Annotated in this window: 21 protein-coding genes and 1 pseudogene; 10 read left to right on the top strand and 12 right to left on the bottom strand. The window is 72.0% G+C overall.

Annotation, left to right across the window (positions count from 1 at the left end; all coding sequences use genetic code 11):
* Positions 1-6: 6 nt before the first annotated feature.
* Entirely contained in the window at positions 7-255 is a 249-nt protein-coding gene (locus tag BUE41_RS28135) for a helix-turn-helix domain-containing protein (RefSeq protein ID WP_073460378.1), read from the bottom strand.
* 152 nt (positions 256-407) lie between these two features.
* On the opposite strand from BUE41_RS28135, the gene BUE41_RS28130 reads away from it, so the two are divergent.
* Together BUE41_RS28130 and BUE41_RS28125 are read left to right on the top strand one after the other, a co-directional pair.
* On the top strand, positions 408-1703 hold the full coding sequence (locus BUE41_RS28130) for a tyrosine-type recombinase/integrase (protein ID WP_073460377.1): 1296 nt from the start codon (positions 408-410) through the stop codon (positions 1701-1703).
* 48 nt (positions 1704-1751) lie between these two features.
* A pseudogene (locus BUE41_RS28125) lies at positions 1752-2231 on the top strand (antibiotic biosynthesis monooxygenase); the annotation flags it as partial.
* Positions 2232-2234: 3 nt separating this feature from the next.
* On the opposite strand, the gene BUE41_RS28120 reads toward BUE41_RS28125, so the two are convergent.
* From BUE41_RS28120 to BUE41_RS28110, 3 genes are read right to left on the bottom strand one after another with little or no spacing between them, the layout of a single operon-like run.
* On the bottom strand, positions 2235-2807 hold the full coding sequence (locus BUE41_RS28120) for a hypothetical protein (RefSeq protein ID WP_073460376.1): 573 nt from the start codon (positions 2805-2807) through the stop codon (positions 2235-2237).
* On the bottom strand, positions 2804-4957 hold the full coding sequence (locus tag BUE41_RS28115) for a bifunctional polysaccharide deacetylase/glycosyltransferase family 2 protein (RefSeq protein ID WP_073460375.1): 2154 nt from the start codon (positions 4955-4957) through the stop codon (positions 2804-2806). The genes BUE41_RS28120 and BUE41_RS28115 overlap by 4 nt, the downstream gene beginning before the upstream one ends.
* A gap of 1 nt (position 4958) precedes the next feature.
* Positions 4959-5273, bottom strand: a complete 315-nt coding sequence (locus BUE41_RS28110) for a hypothetical protein (RefSeq protein WP_143172419.1) — start codon at positions 5271-5273, stop codon at positions 4959-4961.
* A 1215-nt stretch (positions 5274-6488) separates the two neighbouring features.
* Here BUE41_RS28110 and BUE41_RS33045 point away from each other — a divergent pair.
* A complete protein-coding gene (locus BUE41_RS33045; RefSeq protein WP_073460373.1) occupies positions 6489-6983 on the top strand; it encodes a histidine kinase in 495 nt (164 codons plus the stop codon).
* Here BUE41_RS33045 and BUE41_RS28100 read toward each other — a convergent pair.
* From BUE41_RS28100 to BUE41_RS28065, 8 genes are all read right to left on the bottom strand, one after another.
* Positions 6920-8329, bottom strand: a complete 1410-nt coding sequence (locus BUE41_RS28100; RefSeq protein WP_073460372.1) for a DUF4389 domain-containing protein — start codon at positions 8327-8329, stop codon at positions 6920-6922. The two genes, BUE41_RS33045 and BUE41_RS28100, sit on opposite strands and share 64 nt — an antisense overlap.
* Positions 8330-8673: 344 nt before the next feature.
* On the bottom strand, positions 8674-9093 hold the full coding sequence (locus BUE41_RS31555) for a bifunctional 3,4-dihydroxy-2-butanone-4-phosphate synthase/GTP cyclohydrolase II (protein ID WP_073460371.1): 420 nt from the start codon (positions 9091-9093) through the stop codon (positions 8674-8676).
* Positions 9094-9382: 289 nt separating this feature from the next.
* Positions 9383-10177: an SDR family NAD(P)-dependent oxidoreductase gene (locus BUE41_RS28090; protein WP_073460370.1), complete on the bottom strand. Its 795-nt coding sequence runs from the start codon at positions 10175-10177 to the stop codon at positions 9383-9385.
* The gene (locus tag BUE41_RS28085; protein ID WP_073460369.1) at positions 10174-11370 is read right to left on the bottom strand and encodes a cytochrome P450; all 1197 of its coding nucleotides are present in this window, start codon (positions 11368-11370) and stop codon (positions 10174-10176) included. Before BUE41_RS28085 ends, BUE41_RS28090 begins: the two co-directional genes overlap by 4 nt.
* A gap of 168 nt (positions 11371-11538) precedes the next feature.
* On the bottom strand, positions 11539-12714 hold the full coding sequence (locus BUE41_RS28080) for a cytochrome P450 family protein (protein ID WP_073460368.1): 1176 nt from the start codon (positions 12712-12714) through the stop codon (positions 11539-11541).
* A 318-nt stretch (positions 12715-13032) separates the two neighbouring features.
* Entirely contained in the window at positions 13033-13884 is an 852-nt protein-coding gene (locus BUE41_RS28075; protein WP_159444980.1) for an IclR family transcriptional regulator, read from the bottom strand.
* Between the two features lie 224 nt (positions 13885-14108).
* The gene (locus tag BUE41_RS28070; protein WP_234997634.1) at positions 14109-14906 is read right to left on the bottom strand and encodes an enoyl-CoA hydratase/isomerase family protein; all 798 of its coding nucleotides are present in this window, start codon (positions 14904-14906) and stop codon (positions 14109-14111) included.
* Positions 14903-16090 (bottom strand): CaiB/BaiF CoA transferase family protein, encoded by a 1188-nt coding sequence (locus tag BUE41_RS28065; protein ID WP_073460431.1) that lies wholly within the window; start codon positions 16088-16090, stop codon positions 14903-14905. Before BUE41_RS28065 ends, BUE41_RS28070 begins: the two co-directional genes overlap by 4 nt.
* A 163-nt stretch (positions 16091-16253) precedes the next feature.
* On the opposite strand from BUE41_RS28065, the gene BUE41_RS32315 reads away from it, so the two are divergent.
* The 7 genes from BUE41_RS32315 to BUE41_RS28030 all read left to right on the top strand — a co-directional run bounded on the left by BUE41_RS32315 (position 16254) and on the right by BUE41_RS28030 (position 21278).
* Positions 16254-16706 (top strand): FAS1-like dehydratase domain-containing protein, encoded by a 453-nt coding sequence (locus tag BUE41_RS32315; protein ID WP_073460367.1) that lies wholly within the window; start codon positions 16254-16256, stop codon positions 16704-16706.
* Entirely contained in the window at positions 16703-17107 is a 405-nt protein-coding gene (locus BUE41_RS32310) for a MaoC family dehydratase (RefSeq protein WP_073460366.1), read from the top strand. Before BUE41_RS32315 ends, BUE41_RS32310 begins: the two co-directional genes overlap by 4 nt.
* A gap of 213 nt (positions 17108-17320) precedes the next feature.
* The gene (locus tag BUE41_RS28050; protein WP_200804145.1) at positions 17321-18517 is read left to right on the top strand and encodes an amidohydrolase family protein; all 1197 of its coding nucleotides are present in this window, start codon (positions 17321-17323) and stop codon (positions 18515-18517) included.
* Entirely contained in the window at positions 18514-19257 is a 744-nt protein-coding gene (locus BUE41_RS28045; RefSeq protein ID WP_073460365.1) for an SDR family NAD(P)-dependent oxidoreductase, read from the top strand. The genes BUE41_RS28050 and BUE41_RS28045 overlap by 4 nt, the downstream gene beginning before the upstream one ends.
* Entirely contained in the window at positions 19254-19901 is a 648-nt protein-coding gene (locus BUE41_RS28040) for a nitroreductase family protein (RefSeq protein ID WP_073460364.1), read from the top strand. The genes BUE41_RS28045 and BUE41_RS28040 overlap by 4 nt, the downstream gene beginning before the upstream one ends.
* Positions 19902-19953: 52 nt before the next feature.
* On the top strand, positions 19954-20652 hold the full coding sequence (locus BUE41_RS28035; RefSeq protein ID WP_073460363.1) for an EthD domain-containing protein: 699 nt from the start codon (positions 19954-19956) through the stop codon (positions 20650-20652).
* A complete protein-coding gene (locus tag BUE41_RS28030; RefSeq protein ID WP_084756005.1) occupies positions 20649-21278 on the top strand; it encodes an SDR family NAD(P)-dependent oxidoreductase in 630 nt (209 codons plus the stop codon). The genes BUE41_RS28035 and BUE41_RS28030 overlap by 4 nt, the downstream gene beginning before the upstream one ends.
* The last annotated feature ends 2 nt before the right edge of the window (positions 21279-21280 follow it).

The raw sequence follows: 21280 nt of genomic DNA, 5'->3' as shown, positions 1-21280 counted from the left end.
CATCGGTCAGCTGGCCCGGCGGACTAGCCGCAGCTGTACGCATCCGCAGCGCTCACGCTGCACGGCAAGGTCGAGCCCCTGGATCCAGGCGTCGACGGCGGCCTCGGCGAAAGTCCAGCGACCGCCGGCGAGGGGTTTGCCGTTGCGCATCGGCTGGTGGCCGTGCAGCTCTCCGGCGACGGCGGCTCGGCGGATGGTGCAGGGGTCGCGGTGGGCGCGGGCTGCGACGTCCGCCGTGGTGAGCCAGTTGGCCACTGCGATCCTCCATCGTGCTGAGGTGGCGTGGGACCCCTAAGTTACCCGGAGTTGTCCGTTTCTGTCTATGACTGCCGACATTTTCGGACCGAAGTTGTCGGGCAGCGGTGACGCCCTGCCCCGACAGTAAGGTCACGGCCGCGAGGTGAGCCATGGCATGGGCCGAGAAGATCCCCAGCAGCGGCAGGTGGCGCGGGCTGTACCGCGACGCCGCCGGACGTAAACGCACCGCCCCAGACGGCCCGTTCACGCGCCGATCCGAAGCGCTACGCGCCGCAGCCGCGGCCGAGGACACCGCCCGACGACTCCCCGCCCACCAGGTCAGGACCGGAAAGCTGACGTGGGGACAGTGGGCAGACATCTGGTGGGACAAGCGCCCCGTCGAGCCCAGCACGCTACTGCGGGACAGGTCTCGACGTGAATGCCACATCGAACCCCGCTGGGGGAATGTCCGCATCGACACGATCACCACCGAGGACGTGCAGGACTGGGTCGACGGGCTGGCCGCGTCCGGGCTCTCGCCGAGCACCGTCGCACGCATCTACACCGTCTTCTCCAGCTCGATGACCGCAGCGGTACGAGCGAAGCGCATCGCCGTCAGCCCGTGCCAACACATCACCCTGCCCCGGCAACCACCGGCCGACGAGCGGTACCTGACCTGGGACGAGGTCAAGGCGATCACGCACTTCATGCCCGAGCACTACGCGACGCTCGTCTGGACGATGGTCGGCACCGGGCTGCGATGGGGCGAGGCTGTCGGGTTGCACCGACACCGCCTGCACCTCGACGCCGGCCGGATCGACGTGCACGAGGTGTGGGACCAGACGACGAGGGAGGTCAAGCCGTACCCGAAGGGCCGCACGAAACGGTCAGTCCCGCTGCCGGATTGGCTCGTGGCCCGACTGGACGACCACATCCGCACGCTGCCGCCGGCGACTTCGTGCACCGAGCGGCACCGCCAGCGCGACCAGTGCCGATCGGGGTTGGTGTTCCCGGCGCGGAACCGTGGCGTGCTCGATTATGACCATTTCCGCTGGAAGATCTGGGGGCGCAGCGTGGGGCGCTGGGTCTGGTGCGCAGCCGGCGAAGAAGAGGGCCCGGTGTTCCGCACGAGAGGTCTGGCCCGCCAGTACCTCGGCCCCGACGCCAAGATCGAAAGGCGGTGGCAGCCGGGCCTTTCCGGCGTGGAAGACGTGACGGTCCACGATCTGCGGCACACGTACGCGTCGTGGCTGCTGCAGTCCGGGCGGGTGTCTATCGAGCAGGTGTCGGAGCTGCTGGGGCACAAGTCGATTGCGACTACCCACCGTTACGCGCATCTCGCAGACACGCATTGGGCCGGTGTTGTAGCGGCGCTTGAGGACCAGTCTGCCCCACATCTGCCCCACAGCGATCACAACCACTCGGGCAATGATCACAACGTCGCGCATTTCCGCAGGTCAGGATAGGCGTTCTGAGATCATCGATGCGGTAGGTCCGGCAGCCCGGATGCGTACGAGAAGTTCAAGGTCGTCTTCGCCGACACCCGCCACCACCTCATGAAGCTGCCCGGCTTCCTGCACCTGACGTGGTGGCAGCACCCGGACGACCCCACGTGGTTCAACGAGTGCAGCTTCTGGACCAGCAAGCAGGCCCTCTACGACTGGCACATGGACACCTACCACAAGCACGCCAAGGCGTGGGCGGCCAACGGCGCGATCATGGAGGACATCATCACGAACTTCGAGCTGGTCGGGACCCGCCTGCTGCGCATCTGCCCCACCTGCGGCCAGCTGCAGGACAAGCCCTACGAGCTCACCCAGGAGCAGGCCGTCCTGCACGAGCAGTGCCCGAAGTGCGGCTTCCACTTCCCGGTGCTCGGCGAGCAGCCGTCCAGCTTCGCGGTGTTCAAGGACGTGCCGCCGGAGTCGGTCGACGGCGCTGCGGCCCCGTCCGGCGCAACCGCGGCGCAGCCCGAACCGGTCGCGGCCGGGTAGCGCTCACGCCAGGCAGCCGGTCTCCTCGCTGTACAGCGGCTGCGGCTCCACCGGTCTGTCCGGTGGTGGGCCCACTTCGACGAGGACCGGGCCGGGCGGGGTGAGCGCTTCCTCGCAGGCGAGCAGCTCGCTCCCGCTCAGCCCGGTCCACACGTCGATGTGCCCGGTGCGGGTGGCCGTCCACTCCTCGATGCAGGCGGCGCAGTCGTCCTCCATCACGAGGTACTTCCGCAGCGATGGCAGGTACAGCAGGGTGCCGACCGGGACGGCGCGGGGATCGCTCGCTGTGGTGATCGGGTCCTCGTAGGTGCCGGTGCCGCCTGCTTGCCCGTGCCGGGCGTTCGGGTGCGCGATGGCCGGGCCGGGTGGATCGTTGTCCGGGCCGCCGTAGAAGGTCAGGACGACCATCGCGGTGCCCGACGCCGGGGACGGCGTCGTGATCTGGGGCGTCGCGATCTGGGGCGTCGTGATCTGGGACGGGGCCGGCGGCGGGACGGCGGAGCCGGGGGCGTCGGTGGGCGGGGCCGCGCACGCCACGACGACGACCGCGGATGCGAGCGCCCATCTGCGGGTCATGATCCCCCTCCCGGGGAGCCGGTGAGGGCGGTGGAGTCCGGTGCGGCGCTGAACCGCCCCGCGCGGGGCACCTTCTGCCAGCTCATCCGAGTGCCGGCCAGCGCGGTCAGGACGGACTGCACCAGCACCGCGTACATCAGCTGCCGGTAGACCAGCTGCTGCAGCGGCAGCAGCCACAGGTCGCGCAGTGGTTCCCGGTCGAGGCGGAACGCGATGACCCCGGCCGTCCACTGCACCAGCAGCGCTGCACCCCACCACGCCGCCGTGCGCAGCGGATCGAGGAACACCAGGCCGTAGACGAGGTAGACGTCGATCATGGGGGCGGCCAGCGGCAGCACGATCTGGAACAGGCCGGTGACGACGAGGCCGCGCCGGCCGATCCTCCCCGACCGGCCCGGCTCCACGACCGCGTGCCGGTGCTTCCACAGCGACTGCATGACCCCGTAGCTCCACCGGTAGCGCTGCCGCCACAGCTGCGGGAACCGCGACGGCGCGTCGGTCCAGGCCCGCGCGTCCGGCTCGTACACGATCCGCCACCCGGCCCGGCCGATCGCGATCGTCAGGTCGGTGTCCTCGGCGAGCGTGTCCTCACTGACGCCGCCGACCCGACCGAGCACGCTGCGCCGGTACGCCCCGATGGCCCCGGGGACGGTGGTGATCGCCTGCCAGCGGTCCTGGACCCGGCGGTCGATGTTGAACCCGATGACGTACTCGATGTGCTGCCAGCGTGCGATGAGGCTGCGCCGGTCGGCGACCCTGGCGTTGCCCGCGACCGCGCCCACCTCGGGATCGGCGAACCGCGCGGCCAGCCAGGCGACCGAGGTGCGCTCGAAGACGGTGTCCCCATCCACCATGATCACGATCTCGTGGCTCGCGGCAGCGATGCCGGTGTTGAGCGCAGCGGGCTTGCCGGCGTTGGGCTGCCGCACGACGCGGACGCCGGGCAGACCGAGCGCGCGGACGACGTCGGCCGTTCCGTCGGTGGACCCGTCGTCCACGACGATCACCTCCACGGGATGCGTTCCGGCGACGAGCGAGCGCACCGTCGCCGCGATCGTGCGGCTCTCGTTGTGAGCGGGGACGACGACCGACACCGGATCGGGCCACGGCGGCAGCGGTCCGGTGCGCCGCCGCCTCCGCGCGTGGCCGATCGCGACCCCGCTCATGACGAGCAGCCGGGCGAGCACGAGCACGCCGGTGACGAGCAGGCAGACCTCCAGCACGTCCGCCACGGCGCGGGCGGTGGCGACCGCCCCCATCATCACCGTGCCCACTGCGCGCGGGGCCGGGCCCGCGGCCGAGTCGGCGGGCGGCAGGCCCACCGCGCCGGTCACCGTCGTGAAGGTGACGCCGGCGGCCTGGAGCTCGGGGATGACGCGGTCCAGCGCGGCGACGGTCTGCGATCGGTCGCCACCGGCGTCGTGCAGCAAGACGATCCCGCCGCGCTCGGCGGCGGACCGGACGGCGTCGGCGATCGCGTCGACCCCGGGCCGGGTCCAGTCCTCGGTGTCGCTGTCGACCAGCGCCGTGACGTAGCCGGCGGCGCCGAGCCGCCGCAGGACGGCGAAACTCGAGTCGTCGACGGCGTCCGCCGTCGAGGAGTACGGGGGCCGGACGAGGTAGCTGATCCGCCCGGTCGCCCCGGCGACCGCGAGCTGCGTGGTGGCGATCTCCTGGTCCACCCGGCGCGGGCGGATCAGGGACAGATCGGGGTGGGTGAAGGTGTGCAGCCCGATCTCCGAACCGGACGCGGCGATCGCGCGGGCCAGGTCAGGGTACCGGGCCACCCGCGACCCGAGCACGAAGAACGTGCCGGGCACGCGGTGCTTCGCCAGCACCGCCAGCACCTGAGGCGTCCATTCCGGGTCCGGCCCGTCGTCGAAGGTCAGCGCCACCGATCGCGGCGCGGGCGAGAGCGACGACACCCGGCCCTCGGTCAGGTCGATGACCGGGCCGCCGTCGCGGATCTCGTCCGGCACGGCGGTACTCCCCCGCTCCGGCGCCGCGCCGGCGGCGTCGATCCCGACCTGGGAGGTCGCCAGCCCGTTGGTGATCAGCGCCGCCACGAACATCGCGGTGATCGCGGTCAGCAGCAGCCAGCGGGGCCGGAACAGGGCGCGGCGGCGCTGCTCGACCCGCTGCTGCGCCATCTCAGCCGCCCCGGGCCGGGCTCGTCGACGGCTCCGGGACGGCAGTCCGCTCGAGGATCCCGGGTGGCTCAACCGGCAGCGGCAGGCCGGCGACGACCCTGTTCCCAGCGGCCGGGACGGCCGGGAGCACGCCGGCGCTGGTCTGGGTCATGCAGAACACGACACCGGCGACGTACCCGATGCACGCGACGCCGATCGCGATCCCGGCGCCGTGGACGCGCCGCCGGCGTCTCCCGGTGTCGTCGACGAACACCCGTCCCCGCGCGGGGACGGGGTGGTCGGGTGGCCGCGTGGGGCCGGGTCCACGGTTGCGCACAGGTCCTCCTCAGCTCGCGCGGCGGCTCGTGCGCGTCGGAGGGCGCGGTGGACACCAACGCCGAGGAAGACCATGTCGGCCGACGGCACAGCGAGCGAGCCGGTTCGGCGGCTGGAGCGCACCCGGCGATTTCCGCGGTCCCCGACGCCGTGGTCCCAGACGTCGGAGCCGGGGCCCCGGCCGTGTGCCCCCAGCCGGCTCCCGCCCCGCGGTATCCCCCACGCCGCCGATGAACGACGGCACCGGTCAACCGTCGTCCGGACAGGTGCCTCACGCACACGGCCGACCGTCCCGGAGGACCCGGGACTTCCGGCATCCTCCACCGCGGCATCCGGAGTGACGGGGACACCCCCGGGTGCATCAGCCCGCTGGTGCCGGCCCGGCGGTCGTTCTGCCCGCCGCGCCGCGGCTGCGTGGCGCCGCGCATGATCGAGCCGGTTGATCGGATCGGTGTTGATCTGGTCGGTGTTGATCTGGTCGGCAACGGTTGCGCGACGGCGGTGAGCCGCTGGTCGGTGCAGCGGCCAGCACGGCGACGGTGGCGACGGCGGCTAGGACTGTCCGGCACGCGGACGGCGGCAGGGCCGGGCGCGGTGCGGAGCAGGTTCAGCAAGACGATCGTCTGCTCGCAGCCGCAGCGGGATAGGGCGCGCGCTCACTGCGCGGGTTCGCGAGCATCATCCCGGCGGCGTCGACCGCCGGTTGTTCACGCAGGCCTGTCGGCCGCTCGTCAGGTCAACCACGCGGACGTCGCCGACCGGGTGTCGAGGGGTCGCCGCCACGGCGCCCGTGCCGTGGATCGAGGAGGCCGAGTCCACCAGCCCGTTCCGGCGTACGACCGACAGCGGCTGCAGCGAACGGCCGAACCCGTGCGCAACCCACCGCCGCTACACGATCGGTCCTTGCCCCGTACCCGAGCCCGTGGTGAAGATGGCGGCCCGCTCCAGTCCCGGGCGGCCAGCACTCGCTCAGTCGACGCCGGCTCGCGCCGGCTCGGACGGGAGATCGACGCTCATGTGCACCGGCAACCGAGGCCCCGCACCACCCCCGGCCGCACGGCAGCCACGCAGGCCGCACCCACCACCTTGAGGCCACTCCGCCGGGCGGAAGTGGATTGCCGAGGCCGTGTCGGACCGATGGGAGGGCCGTCCGGCACGGCCTCGGCGCCGGAGAGGGCGGACAGGGGTGGATCGCGAGCAAGCGCGAGACCGGGCGATGGTCCCCGTGATCGCCCGTGACCTGCACGAACACGTCATGGAGGGGCTCTTCGCCGCGGGTCTGTTCCTACACGGGCTGGCCCACCGCACGGAGGACCCGGCCGTCGCGCGCCAGCTGCGGCGCGCGATCGCCGCCCTCGACGACGCCGCCAACGAGATCCACACCGCGATCTTCGCGCTCCGCACCCGCCCGGACCCTGCCCCCGTTCGGCTCCCGCTGGGGCCACAAGGCCCTGTCGCGGACCCGGTTCCCGGAGGAGGATCGGCGTCCGTTCGAGCCCACGGAGGTGCTCCGATGAGAGCCAGCCCGCACCGCCACCGGAGCGGATTGGTCGAGATGAAGTGGATCGGTGAGTGCCCGCGCTGCGGGGCTCAGGTCGTCGACGCGCACGAGAACCTCGCGCGTGCCTGGGAGGTGGCGCACGCCACCTACGGCTGCTCCCGTCCGCTCGTGCTCGACGAGAGCGGCCGGGGCTGGCGTCCGGCCACGTAGAGGGCCGCAGCGACCAGCGCGATCCCGACGACCAGCGCGATGCAGCCGGCCACGAACAGCGCGGTCTGGATCATCGCCAGGCCCGGGGCGGTGAGGCCCACCGACAGATCGGCCACGACCGGCCGCGATCCGTCCGCGTTCATCACGACGACGGCCCAGTCCCCCGGGACCGGGGTCCACTGCAGCTCCTGCGTCCCGGGGCCGGTCACCTGCGCGGTCCACGGCACGAGCTCAGCCGGCGAGGCGGCGGGGGCGCCGCCCAAGACCGGGCGCGGTGCCGGCCGGTCCGAACCGCCGGGCACGATCAGCTCGTCGTGCGCGACGCCGTTGAGCGCGCCGGCCACCGCGACTGCCGGGGCGATCCCGACGAACACCCCGGACGGGCTCGCCGCAGCGGCCCGCACCCGCACGTCGCCCAGGATCGCTGACGGCCGGCTCGACTGGGGGCCGAGCCGCAGCGGCTCGGCGACCAGCGCGTGCCCGGTGCCGGTCACGCGGAACGTGGGCGTGGTGACGTAGCCGGCCACGTCGCGGCCGAAGTCCGCAGAGGTCAGCGCCGCTCCACCGCCGAGCGCTCCGATGCCGCCCAGGATCAGCACGCTGCCGAGCACCACGGTCGCGGTGCGGCCGCCCGTCCACGGGTTCCCCACCACCTCGGCGTCGGCCGGGTGCGGGGTGCCGATGTCGAGCGTCTCCGGCTCCTCGCCACCCAGGTCGAGTCGGAACGGCGGGTACTCGTCGGTCATCAGCGCCACGTACGCCGCAACCCGAAGCACCCAGCGATCGAAGCCGAGCACCAGGTCGAACAGCCCGCGCGGGTAGCGGCCGGTGAACAGCAGCGCGACCACCGCGAACAGGGCCAGCAGCGCGATCAGCCCGCCCCCGACCCACACCTGCGGCGCCCGGGTGGCGAGGTAGCCGCCACCGAGCAGGAACCCGAGCACGATGTAGTGCGGCAGCGCCAGCAGCCACCACTTCACCAGCACCAGCCCGCGGGAGAGCTGCGCCGGGTAGGCGATGTCCAGCGTGGCCGGGTAGTCGGGCCGCTCCCCCATCGAGAACGGCGGGTACCGATCGGTGCCGAACCCGCCCGTCGTGTAGAACGCGACCCGCCACGACCAGCGCAGCACGCCCAGCGTGTAGGCGAAGATCGTGCGCGGATAGTGCCCGGTGATCAGGATGGCCACCAGCGCGACCACGCTGAGCACCACGAACCCCGCCCACAGGAACGCCAGCACCACCGCGTGCGGGATCACCAGCAGCCACTTCACCAACCACAGCCACCGGGACAGCTCCGTGTCGAGCCGGGCGCTGACCCGGACACTGCCGGCGGTCGCCGCGGTCACGACCCCGCCTCCGGTAACCCGTGCCCGGACCCCGTCACCACATGTGCGTCCATGACCCCTCCTCGACCGTCCGAGCAGCCTCGGGGAGGCGGCGATGACGGCCCAGGGCCGTGCGCACCGGCCGGGGCGGGACCAAGGCCTGTCGGCGGTGCGGCGTTCGGACCAGCGGAGATCACGACACAACGGTGCCGAGCTCGCTCTCTCCCCGCCGCTGGTCCGTCCGCGTGCACGTGGACAGGAGGTAGTGCAGTTGTCCGGGTTCGGCGGCACGACGATCGGCTCCCGCCCGGCGATGCGCACCCCGTGCCCGGCCAAGCCGCGGTACTTGGCCGGGTTGTTCGTCATCAGCCTGATGGTGCGCACCCGAGCTCGGTGAGGATCTGCGCGCCGATGCCGTGGTCGCGCCGGTCGACCGGCAGGCCCTGGGCGACGTTCGGCTCGACGATGTCCAGGCCGGTGTCCTGCAGTGTGTAGGCGCGCAGCTCGCGCGAGAGGCCGACGCCGCGGCCCTCGTGCCCGCGCAGGTGGACGAGCACTCCGCGGTCGGCGGCCCCGATCCGGGCCATCGCGGCGTCGAGCTGCTCCCCGCAGTCGCAGCGCCGCGAGCTGACGACGTCGCCGGTCAGGCACTCCGAGTGCACGCGGACGAGGACCGGCTCGTCGTCCCCACCGCGCTGGTCCACGTCGTCGAGCACGAGCGCGACGTGCTCGATCCCGTCCGTGGCGGAGCGGAACGAGACCGCGGTGAACTCGCCGTGCTCCACCGGGATGCGGCCGGCTGCCTCCCGCGTGGCCAGCCCGGGTTCCGGCCACCACTCGCCTCATCGCGCGCTCCTTCCGGATCTCCCGGAACAGCGTCGGCCCACCGCGGCCTCCGCGTCGTGTGGGCGAGTCCCGACGGTCGGCGGAGGGACTGTGGCGGGGCAACAAGAGCACCGGGACGGAATCGGCGGCGAGCCACTTCCCGGGAATTCCGGGCCGAGGACGCAGATGGACGCCGGTCAATGATCGATGTTCATTGACCGGCGTCCAGCAGAACGAGCCGGCAGGAGTTCACCAGCCGGCGGCCTGGCCCCCGTCGATGAAGTGGTCGGCGCCGGTGATGTAAGCGGAGGCGTCGGAGGCGAGGAACGCGACGAGCTGCGCGACCTCCGACGGCTCGGCGCAGCGCAGCAGCGGGACCGAGTCGCCGATCCGCCTGACGCGTTCCTGCGCCTCCTCGGGGGTCCCGCGCAGCATCATCGGTGTGGCGACCGGGCCCGGGAGCACGCAGTTGACCCGGATCCCGGCGGGCCCGTACTCGATGGCAGCCGCGCGGGTCAGCCCGCGCACGGCCGCCTTCGCCGCGGTGTAGGCCGCGTTCGGCACGTGGCGAACGTGCGCGAAGCCGGCCACCGACGAGATGTTGACGATCGAGCCGCCGCCCGCCTCGACCATGCCGGGGATGACCGCGCGCATGCCGAAGAACGTGCCGTGCTGATCGACGGCGACGACTCGGAGGTAGTCCTCCGGGGCCAGCTCGGCGATGCTGCACTTCGGCCCCGGCACGCCGGCGTTGTTGACCAGGACGGTCGCCGGGCCCCAGCGCTCGGCCACCGCCCGGGTGACCTCCGCCCACTGCGCCGGATCCGACACGTCGAGCTCGAAGAACGCCGCGGCCGGCCCCAGCTCGTCGGCGAGCGACTTCCCTTCGTCCTGCAAGACGTCCGCGATGGCCACGCGCGCCCCGAGGTGCAGGAACGTGCGCACGTGCGCCTCACCCATCCCGCGCGCGCCACCGGTGACGATCGCGACCTTGCCCTCGAGCGTCACCCCCGGCCGCGGCAGGGTGCCCGTGCTGCCGCTCATCGCACCGCGACCGGGCTGGCCACGAGCACGTTGAAGATGTTGCTCGTGCCGCGGACGATGTCCCCCGCGATCTCCATCCGGTCGAGGTACGGCCTGGCCTCCTCGAAGAACACCTTGCCCTCCAGCCTCGCGAGGCCGGCACCGAGGCAGTAGTGCGGGCCGGTCGGGCCGAAGGTGTCGTGGTGGTTCGGCGCTCGGGTGATGTCGAACCTGTCCGGGTCCGCGAAGACGGACTCGTCCCGGTTGGCCGAGATCATCCAGAGGGTGACCCGCTGGCCCGCCTCGATGACCTGCCCGTTGACCTCCACCGTCTCCATCGCCCACCGCGAGTGGTGCATCACCGGCGTGGTGTAGCGGAGCATCTCCTCGACGACCGGATCGAGGTTGCACCCCTCCTGAACGGCGCGCCGGGCCTCGGGGTTCTCCAGCAGGCAGAGCAGCCCGTGCGCGATGAGGTACTTCGTCGTCTCGCCGCCGGCCCCGATGTACAGGTTCACCCAGGCCCGCAGCTCGGCTTCGGTCAGCGGCTTCCCGTCGATCCGCGCCTCCATCAGATGGTCGATGAGATCGCCGCCCCGCGGGTGCTTGCGGTGCTCCTCGAGGAGCCAGCCGGCGTACTCGTCGGCCTCGGCGACGGCTTGCTGCGCCTTCTCAGCGGACCAGCCCTTCACCGGATCGCCGATCACCTGGGTCTCGACCCGCTTGAGCACCTCCTCCTCGTGCTCGCGCGGGATGCCCATCAGCTCGGCCATGACCCGGAACGGGAACGGCGCGGCGACCTCGGTGCCCCAGTCGCCACCACCGCGCTCGGCGAACCCGGAGAGCAGCTCCTTCGCCGTCCTCCTGATCAGCGGTTCCCACGACCGCACCGCGGAGCGGCTGAACGAGCGCGCCGCCATCTTGCGGTACACGGTGTGCTGGGGCGGGTCCATCGTCAGGATCGTCCGGACACCGAGCGGCTCGTCGCCCTCCTCCTGCCGCAGTGCCGCACCGGTCGTTCCCTGCGTGTTCGAGAACACCGTCGCGTCGCGGTTGATCGACCGGACGAGCTCGTAGGAGGTCACCACCCAGTACCGATCCGGTTCGTACCAGTACACCGGAGCGGACCGGCGCAGTTCTGCGAACGTCTCGAACGGTATGCCTTGCGCGAACCGCGCCGCACTCAGGTCGACATCGGAGGTGACGACACCCATGTGGCCACTCGCTTTCCGTTGATCAGGACTCCCGGCGCGGGCAGCGTCCACTGACCTCGTCAGCCCGTCCAGGTAACAGGAAGGACACCCATGTGTTCCGTTTAGCAGAACACACGTTCCGAATGAATACGGAGATCCTAACCCCGGAAAGAGCCGTGTCAATGCCCGTCAGGCGTCGACCGGAATTCCGGAGACGACGGCCGGCATCGGAAAGGCCGCACGCCTGCAGGAGTAGAAGAACGCGGGATCGGCGACCTCGACACGCAGCTCGGAAACACGGCTCACAACGACGCTGAGAGCGATGTGCAGATTCAGCCGGGCCACGACCGGCCGGATGCACCGGTGCACGGCCAGAGCGGCGGTGGCCGAACCCCGGGACGCACCGGCATCCGCCAAGCGGAACGGTTCGACATCCTGATCAGCGACCCGCAGATGCGCCAGAACGCGGTCACCCGGCGCGAGCCGCCGTCCGCCGAGCTCCACCTCCCGGGCGACGAAGCGCGCCACCGACACCGTCGCCGTGTCGATCTCCAACAGCCGGTCGACCACGACGGGGACGAGCTCGGGTCGCCGCCGCAGCTCCGTCAGCACGTCCGCACACCGGCTCAGCTGGTAGAGCATGTGGCTCAGCGCGTCGCCGAGCGTCTCCATCCACGCCAGCACGAGCAGCTGCAGGGCGTCGACGATACCGCCCCACGCTCCCGGCCCGCCGAACCGAGCGGCCCGTAGCCGCAGACCGTCACCGCGGACCGACCGGACGGGCGGTGCGTCGACGACGGCGCGCAACCACGACGTCAGCTCGGCCCAGGCAGCCACCCGATCCGGGTACCCCGCGGCCACGGCGGACGCCGCGGTAGCGAGCGGTTCGACCTCGTCGTCCGCGGCGTCGAGCAGCAGCCCGAACAGGGTGGCACCGAGGTAGGGCCGGACGAAGTCGCGGCTGACGTCGCACTCGCGCCGGGCGACGAGTCCGTCGATCAGCTGGTTCGCCACGCTCCGGGCTCGGCTCACCCACGCGTCGACGTCCACGACCGGCTGATCCTCGACGAGACCGGCGAACACCCGGCACCACTGGTCCACCTCGTTCACCACGGGCAGCACTGGACACACCGACGCCACCGGCAGCGGCGGCACGGACGGGAACGTCTCCCAGTCGCGGACGACCCGTTCGACGTCGGCGGGATCGGTGACGACGTGGAAGTCCTCCTCGCCGAGGCCGTGCCGGCCGGGGCACCAGGTCCGCAGGCGCGTCCACGAGCCGGCCAGGCTGCGCGCCGGTTCGACCGCAGGCCGGTCGACCAGGCACGCGTCGGGAACGGGGGATGCGATCCGGGTCGACGTCATCGTCCACCTACCTCGAACCGAGTTCGGAGAGAACCGCCGACGGAGCGAGCACGGCCGGCGGCACCCGCGGCCGCCGGGGGCCGCGGCCGGCGCCACGCCGATCGACGCGGGATCGGACGGTCAGCGCAGCGCAGGTGCCAGCGAACGTAGAAGAGTCACCCTGTCTCGTCAAGAGTCGATGCGTCGTTCGGAATAGCCGCGAATGGCCGCAGACCAGGGCGCACAACGGGATCGCACCCGCGACGACCTGCAGTCGAGGAGCCGCAGACAAGCACGGGCGCGAGACGGGGATCCGGGCCGGGCAGGCGCCCGCCACCCTCAGGATCGGCTGGTCAGCCCGCCATAGAGCTCGCTCACCTGGGTCGCCTCCTCGGCGACCCGCGCGGAGAGCTTCTGGACCGTGTCGTCGGGGAGCCGGTCCACCGGAGAGGTCACGCACAGGCAGCCCACGACACCCGACGCACCGAACACCGGCGCGGCGACGCCGCGGGCGTTGGGGATCTTCTCTCCGTGCGAGATCACGTATCCCTGACTGCGGATCTGATCCAGCTCGGCGAGCAGTTCGCTGCGCCGCGGGGGCCGGGCGCCGGTGGCCGGAGAGGGGCCCTCGTTCTTGAGGATCTCGTCGACGACCTCGGGCGGCAGGAACGCCAGGATCGCCTTCCCGGACGCACCCCAGACGAGGGAGAGCGGCTCGAGCAGCGCGATGCGGTACTGCAGGAAGTGCGTGCCGTCCACCCGGTCGGTGAACATCATCTTGCCCTGCTGCGGAAGGTAGACGCCGAGCAGAGCGGTCTCATTGAACTCGGCCGTGAGCCGGCGCAGCGCGGGCAGCGCGAACTCCGACAGGCGCATCCCCCGCGTGATGCGGGCCGCGAGCCGGTAGGCCTCGGGACCGACGGAGTAGCGGCGGGTCTCCTCGTCACGGCTCACCAGATCCGCGTTCAGCAGGGTGCCGAGCAGCCGGTGCACCGAGGACACCGGCAGGGACAGCCGGCGCGAGATCTCCCGGACGCCGGTGCCGCCGCTCGGGGCGTCGACGAGCACATCGAGCAGCTGGAACGCCTTCTCGATCGGGCCCCCGCCGCCGTCGAGCGCTTCCTCGCCGGAGCCGCCCGCTGCCCTGGTCGTTCGGCGCGGCGCGGAGCTCCCCCTCGTTGACTCGGCCATCCTTGCGCCCTTCCGACGTCGCCACTTGCAGCCCGTGGCGAGAACCATCCCGCTGACCACACCACCGGTGACCTCGTCGCGTGCGCCGGGACGCCGCCGGCCCGTCGTCCGCACAGCCGCTGCACGGTTCCGGGGAGATCGCGTGGTTGTCAACTGCCCTGAGCTTAACCGCGGGCCGTCCGGGCCCGACGTCACCACCCTCCGCGCGTGTCCGCGACGCTGCGTCACCGCCCGGTGAAGCAAGGCCTCCGCTTCTCCCGCACAGCCGCGAGGCCCTCCGCGAAGTCCGCGGTGTCGAACAACGCTCCCTGCTCCGCCAACTCCGCGGCGAGCGCGGTGTCCGCTGTGTCGGCAGGGTGGTTGAGCAGCCGCTTCACCGCGGCGATCGCGAGCGGCGGGCCCGCTGCCAGCCGCGCCGCGAGCGCGATCGCCTCCTCCAGCGCCCGCCCGGGGCCGACCAGGTGGTCGGCGAGCCCCCATTCGGCCGCCTGCTCGCCCGTCAGCGACCGCCCGGTCATCAGCATGGTCCGGGCCCGGGCGAGCCCGATCCGGCGCGGCAGCGTCCAGCTGATGCCCAGGTCGGCGGCGAGGCCGACACCCAGGAACGACGCCGCGAAGCGGGCGTCGGCAGCGGCGACGACCTGGTCGCACGCGGCCGCGATGCCCAGCCCCGCTCCGATCGCGTGCCCCTCCACGGCCGCGACGACGGGCAGACGCAGATCGAACAGGGCCCGCGCGACCCGCTGGGCGGCCTCCAGCCGCGGGCGGCTCTCCGCGACCGGCTGCCGACGCATCGTCGACAGATCGCCGCCCGCGCAGAACGTGCCGCCAGCACCGGCGAGCACCACGACGCGCACCTCGGGATCGGCCTCGGCCTCCGCCAGCCGATCGACCAGCTCGTGCCGCATCTGCATGTCGAGGGCGTTGCGCCGATCGGGTCGGTCGAGCAGCAGCACGCGCACCGCGCCGTGGTGCTCCCGCCGGATCGCCGGGGCCTCCTGCCGGATCGCTTCGCCCGTCACGCCGGCTGTCCCGGCGTGGCCGTGGCGGCCGGTGCGCAGCCGACCTCCGCACGGATCGCGTCGGTGTCGGCACCGAGCGCGGGGACCCGACCGGAGACCACCGGCCACCCCCTGGCGAGGGCGGGCGGCACCAGCGCGGGCACCGGGCCCGCCGGGGTGCCCACCTCGCGCCAGCGGCCGCGAGCGGCCAGCTGCGGGTGCTCCGCGAGCGCCCGCACCCCGTTGAGCCGGGCGTTGCCGATCCCCGCCGCGTCGGCCCGCGCGCGGATGTCGTCGAGGTCGTGGCGCTTGCACCAATCAGCGAGGACGGCGTCCAGCTCGGCCCGCCGGGCGCAGCGGTCGATGTTGCGTGCGTACCGCTCGTCGGCGGCCAGGTCCGGGCGCCCGATGAGGTCGGTGGCCAGCCGCCGCCACTCCCGGTCGCTCGTGGTGCCGAGGACCACGGTCTGGCCGTCCCGGGTGGGGTAGGCCCCGTAGGGGGCTACCATCGGCGACCCGAGCCCGACCGGTACCGGTTCCCGACCACTGTGGATCACGGTGTTCAGCGCGAAGCCCATCAGCTCGCCCATGACGTCGAGCATGGCGATCGGGATCACCGCGCCGCGGCCGGTGCGTTCCCGGTCGTACAGCGCGGCGAGGACCGATGAGTAGGCGTAGAGCGCAGTCCCGACGTCCGCGATCGGGATCCCCGGCTTCGCCGGGGCGTCCGGGGTGCCGGTGATCGAGCAGGAGCCGCTCTCCGCCTGGATGAGCAGGTCGTAGGCCCGTTTGTGGTCGTACGGGCCGCCGCGGCCGTACCCGGAGATGTCGACGACGATCAGCCGCGGATGCCGGGCCACCAGGTCGTCGGGGGCGAACCCGAGCCTGCCGAGCGCCCCGGGCGCCAGGTTGCTCACGACGACGTCCGCATTGGCGATGAGCCGACCGAAGACCTCGCGGTCTGCCTCGGCGGTCAGGTCCAGCGCCGCCGACTCCTTGCCGTGGTTGAGCCACACGAAGTGCGCGGCCATGCCGTGCACGACGTCGTCGTAGTGGCGGGTCGCGTCGCCGCCAGCCGGGCTCTCGATCTTGATCACCCGAGCCCCCAGGTCGGCGAGGTGGCGGGTGCACAGCGGCGCCGCGATGGCCTGTTCGAGCGAGACGACCGTGACACCTGTGAGCGGTCCCCCACCGGTTCCCGGCATCGGCACGTACACCTCCCCGCGCACCGCCGAGCTTGACGCACCTCGGCACTGCGTTCAATCTTACGGAACAGATGTTCCGTCGATGATGTCGCCGCGCTGCGGTGGGCGTCAAGCCGGGCCGGAACCGGACCCCCCCCGAGGAGACGCGCGGCAGGAGGAGCTCATGCCCGTCGAGAAGTTCCCGATCGAGGCCGGCCACGTGCTGATGTTCCGGCGCGCCGTCGGCTACCCCGACCCCGAGGACGGTCTCGATCTCGCCGAGATCGAGTACGCCCCGCCGACCTTCGTCCAGGCGGCGGCCCACTTCGACCCCGACTGGAAGCTGCGCCTGAACAGGCGGACCCCGTGGTGGGGCTCGGCGAAGGAACCCGGCACCCCACCGGCCGGCAGCGGCGGGCTGCACGCCGAGCAGCACTTCACCTACCACCGGCCGGTGCGCGTCGGAGACGTCCTGTCCGCCACCGAGCGGGACGGCGACACATGGGTGAAGCAGGGCCGCTCAGGGACCTTGACGTTCAGCGAGCACATCACGGAGTTCCGCGACCAGCACGGCGAGCTGGTGGTGACGGTGCGCGGGGTCGCGGTCCACCGAGAGCCGAAGGAGCACGGAGCATGACGACCACGTCGACACCGATCGAGATCGGCCAGAGCCGGACGACGGTCGTGGTGGAGAACCTGGCCCGGACGCAGATCGTCCAGTACGCCGGGGCGTCGGGTGACTTCAACCCCCTGCACACCGACGAGGTCTACGCCCGCGAGGCGGCCGGGTACCCGACCGTCTTCGCCCACGGCATGTTGACCATGGGCCTCGTCGGACGGGCGGTGACGGACTGGGTCGGCGAGGATCGGCTGCTCACCTACGGCGCGCGGTTCACCGCGCAGGTGTGGCCCGGCGACACCCTCACCGCCACGGTGACGGTGGAGTCCGTCACCGACGGCGTCGCCCACCTCGCGGTCGAGGCGAGGAACCAGGACGGCGCCACGGTCCTGTCGGGAACGGCGACCGCCCGCATCTGACGGGCCGCTTGACAGCCCTCCACGGCCGATTACCATCGACCACATTCTGAACACATGTTCCGAATATCGGAACATCGACCTGTGCGGCGCCGAGCGCCGATCGCTCGTCCCCGCTGCCCCGCACCCCGTCCGCGCAGCAGACCTGCGCGCCCGTCTCCGCACCGCCGGTCGGCTCCGCGGCGACCGGGGGACGGCGACGTCCGAGGAGGATCGGTGAAGATCGACTATCCCATGATCGACGCGGACAACCACTACTACGAGCAGGACGACTGCTTCACCCGGCACATCGATCCCCAGGACCGCGATCTCGCGCTCCGGCTCGAGGAGGTGCCCGGCACGGGAGTCCGCCGGTGGGGCCTCAACGGCCGCTACCTCGGGTTCATCGAGCACAACCCCGCCGATCGGATCCTCCCGCCGGGCGCCATCGCGGGGTTGTTCGCCGGTAAGGCGGACTACTCCGGCAACGGGGTGGAGCCCATCTCGGCGTTCAACGAGCCCGCCTTCATGCACCGCACGGAACGGCTGGCCCTGATGGATCGCCAGAACATGGAGGCCGCCCTCTTCATCCCGAGCATGGCGGTGCTGATCGAGGGCGACTTCGCCGAGACCCCGCGGGTCGTCACCGCCAACTACCGAGCCTTCAACCGCTGGCTCGAGGAGGAATGGGGGTACGGAGCGGACGGCCGGATCTTCGGCGTGCCGCTGCTGACCCTGCTCGACCTCGACTGGGCGATCGAGGAGCTGGAGCGCGTCGCATCCCTCGGCGCGAAGTTCTTCTACGTCAAGACCGGACCGGTCGGGGACCTCTCCCCCGCCGACCCGACGTTCGACCCGTTGTGGGCCCGCGTCCAGGAGATCGGCATCCACCCGGTCTTCCACATCGGCGACAACGTGTTCGCGAAGCTCTACGCGGCGCACTGGGGCGAGGACCCGGACCGCAGCCACAGCCGGTTCTCGCCGCTGCAGCATCTGCTCTGCAACGGCGAGCGGCCGATCAGCGACACCCTCGCCGCGCTCGTGCTGCACAACTTGTTCGGCCGGTTCCCGGGGATCAAGGTCCTCAGCGTGGAACACGGCACGTCCTGGGTGCCGCCACTGCTCAAGCTCATGGACAAGTCGGCGATGATGGGCCGCAACGGGGTCTGGCCGTTCGGGCGCCTGGACGCCGAGCCGAGCGAGGTCTTCCGCGAGCACGTCTACCTCACCCCGTACCCGGAGGACGACGTCAAGCGGATCGTCGAGATCATGGGCGCTGACCACGTCCTACTCGGCTCGGACTACCCGCACCCCGAGGGCGTCACCGAACCTCGGGACTTCCTCGACCTCCTCGAGGGCCTGCCCGAGTCCGACGTCCGGTTGATCCTGCGGGACAACCTCGCCGGGCTCCTCGGCCTGGCCACCACCCGGTGAAGCCGGAGGGCGGTAAGTCCGGCGGTGCCGTCGTCACGGGCGCGGCACGCGGCATCGGTCTCGCAGCCGCACGGCGGCTCGCCGCCGAAGGGCTGGCAGTCGTTCTGGTCGACCGGGACGCGGACGTGGTCGAGCGCGCCGCCGGCTCGCTGCGGGCCGACGGCCACCCGGTCGAGACCCGCGTCGTCGATCTCGGCGATCTCGATGCCGCCACGGCGGCGGCTCACGCGCTCCTGGAGGGGCGATCCGACATCCGCTACTGGGTCAACAACGCGAGCCTCGGCCCCACCGACGGCCGGGAGTCCTTCGCCGAGGGCATCCACGGCACCCTCGTCCTCACCGGCGCCCTGTGCCGTGTCGTCGCCCCGGTGCTCGCCGAGCGGACCGGAGCGATCGTGAACGTCGCGTCGCTGGCCGCCTTCGCCGCCTCCGGCTCGGACTGGTACTCGGCGGGCAAGGCCGGCGTGCTCGGCCTGACCCGCGAGCTCGCCGCGCAGTACGCGCCATCGCTGCGGGTCAACGCGGTCGCGCCCGGCATCATCCGGACGAACCGCACCGTCCGCTACACCGACGACCCCGATCTGCGGGCGCTCGTGCAGACCCATCTCCCGATGCGCCGGGTCGGTCGGCCCGAGGAGATCGCGGGCGCGATCAGCTTCCTGCTCGACGACGACGCGAGCTACGTGACCGGCACGACGATCACCGTGGACGGAGGGATGTCCGTGCGGGGCCTGCGATGACCGCGCCGGGCGGCCGGGTGCGTCCCGAACGCGCGACGGACGAGCTGCTCACCACCACTCGGGCCGTACGGCGCCGGCTGGACCTGGACCGCCCGGTCGAGCGGACGGTGGTCGAGGAGTGCCTGCGCCTCGCGCTGCAGGCGCCGTCCGGGATGAACAACCAGCGCTGGCACTGGGTGGTCGTCACCGACCAGGGGAAGAAGAACGCCCTCGCCGAGGTCTACCAAGAGGCGTTCGACGCGGTGTACCCACCGGAGGTGGTCACGTCGATGGACGCGGAGCAGCGGCGGATCCACGGCTCTGCCCGCTACCTCGCCACCAACCTGGCCCGGGTTCCAGTCCTGGTCATCCCGTGCCAGTGGACCCGGATCGACGACTCGACCGTGTTCCGGCAGGCCGGGTGGTGGGCGTCGATCCTCCCCGCCGTGTGGAGCTTCATGCTGGCACTGCGCAGTCGCGGGCTCGGATCGTGCATCACGACCATGCACTTGACCGAGGAGGAACGCGTCGCCGGCCTCCTGGGCATCCCGTACGAGCGCTGCACCCAGGTCGCGCTGCTGCCGGTCGCCCACACCCTCGGGACCGACTTCACGTCCGCCCGGCGCCGGCCGCTCGAGGACGTCGTCCACTGGAATGCCTGGTGAATCGCCCCATCGGGCCGGATCCCACCCCCAGACCCCAGGAGGCACAGCGCCGATGAGCGATCCCATGCTGTCGATCGTGCTGGCGAGGAAGCCGGAGACCACGGCGACCGCGCTGGAGACGGCGCTGCGAGCGGAGACGGAGACCCTGCGAGCGGCGGGCTGGACCGCGACCGCCGCGATCGCCGTCGAGCCCGACCCCTTCGTCGGGACCGCCCACGGCGCGGCGGTACCGGCCCGGGTCGACGCGCTGCTCTCGCTGCACCTGCCCGACCCACCCCCGCTCGCCGAGCTGGCCGGCGTGGTCGCCGACGTCGCGGCACGACTCGGCGATCAGATCGATCCGGGCCGCTGCGCGGCCGTGCACGGCGTTGAGCACACCGTCATCGACGGCGACGGCCCGCTGCAGATCAGCTTCGCGCTGCGCCGGAGGCCGACGATGAGCCACGAGCAGTTCAGCGACTACTGGCTGAACACGCACGGACGGATGGCCAAGGAGGCACCCCGGCGGAAGACGCGCACGGGCTACCGCCAGCTGCACGCCGACCTGGACGCGAGCCGCACGATCGCGCAGACCGCCGGGCTCTGCCGCGTCGCCTACGACGGGCTCGTGTCGTCCGACCACGTGGACGCCGAGCGCATGCGGAAGATCTTCAGCCACCCGGCGGTGGCCGAGACCGCCCTGGCGGACGAGCGGACCTTCATCGACCACCGCAGTTCCGCGATCGGCCTGCTGCGGAGGCTCGACGGATGAGCGCGGTGGGTACCGGCCGGCTCACGGGCAAGGTCGCGATCGTCACCGGCTCCTCCAGCGGGATGGGCGAGGCCATCGCCCGCAGGTTCGCGGCCGAGGGCGCCGGTGTCGTCGTGAACTCGGCCCGTTCGGCGCGCGCCGGCGAGCGGGTCGCGGGCGAGCTGTCGGACGCCGTGTACGTCCAGGCCGATCTCGCCGACGCCGGTGCCGCGGACGCACTCGTGTCGGCCGCGCTCGACCGCTGGGGACGCCTCGACGTCGTGGTGAACAACGCCGGAATCAGCCCGCGCCTGCCCCATCCGCACCTGAGCGAGCTCACCGACGACCTGTGGGAACTCGTGCTCGGGGTCAACCTGATCGGTCCGTGGCGCCTCATCCGCGCAGCGGAACCGCACCTGCGCGCCCACGGCGGCGGGGCCGTCGTCAACATCACGAGCGCCGCGGGGATCCGCGCCACCGAGAACAACACGGCGATCCCCTACCACCTGTCGAAGTCCGGGCTGAACCACCTGACCGTCCTCATGGCGAACGTCCTAGGTGTAGTGACTCAGGACGTTGTTGTCAGTGCTCGACGGCGTGTCGGCTTGAACGAGGGGAGGGCCTCCGGGCGAGGTGGGTGTGTCTGAGG

It is taken from the genome of Pseudonocardia thermophila (assembly GCF_900142365.1).
Lineage (GTDB): Bacteria > Actinomycetota > Actinomycetes > Mycobacteriales > Pseudonocardiaceae > Pseudonocardia > Pseudonocardia thermophila.
This window is presented reverse-complemented; position numbering and strand designations above follow the sequence as displayed.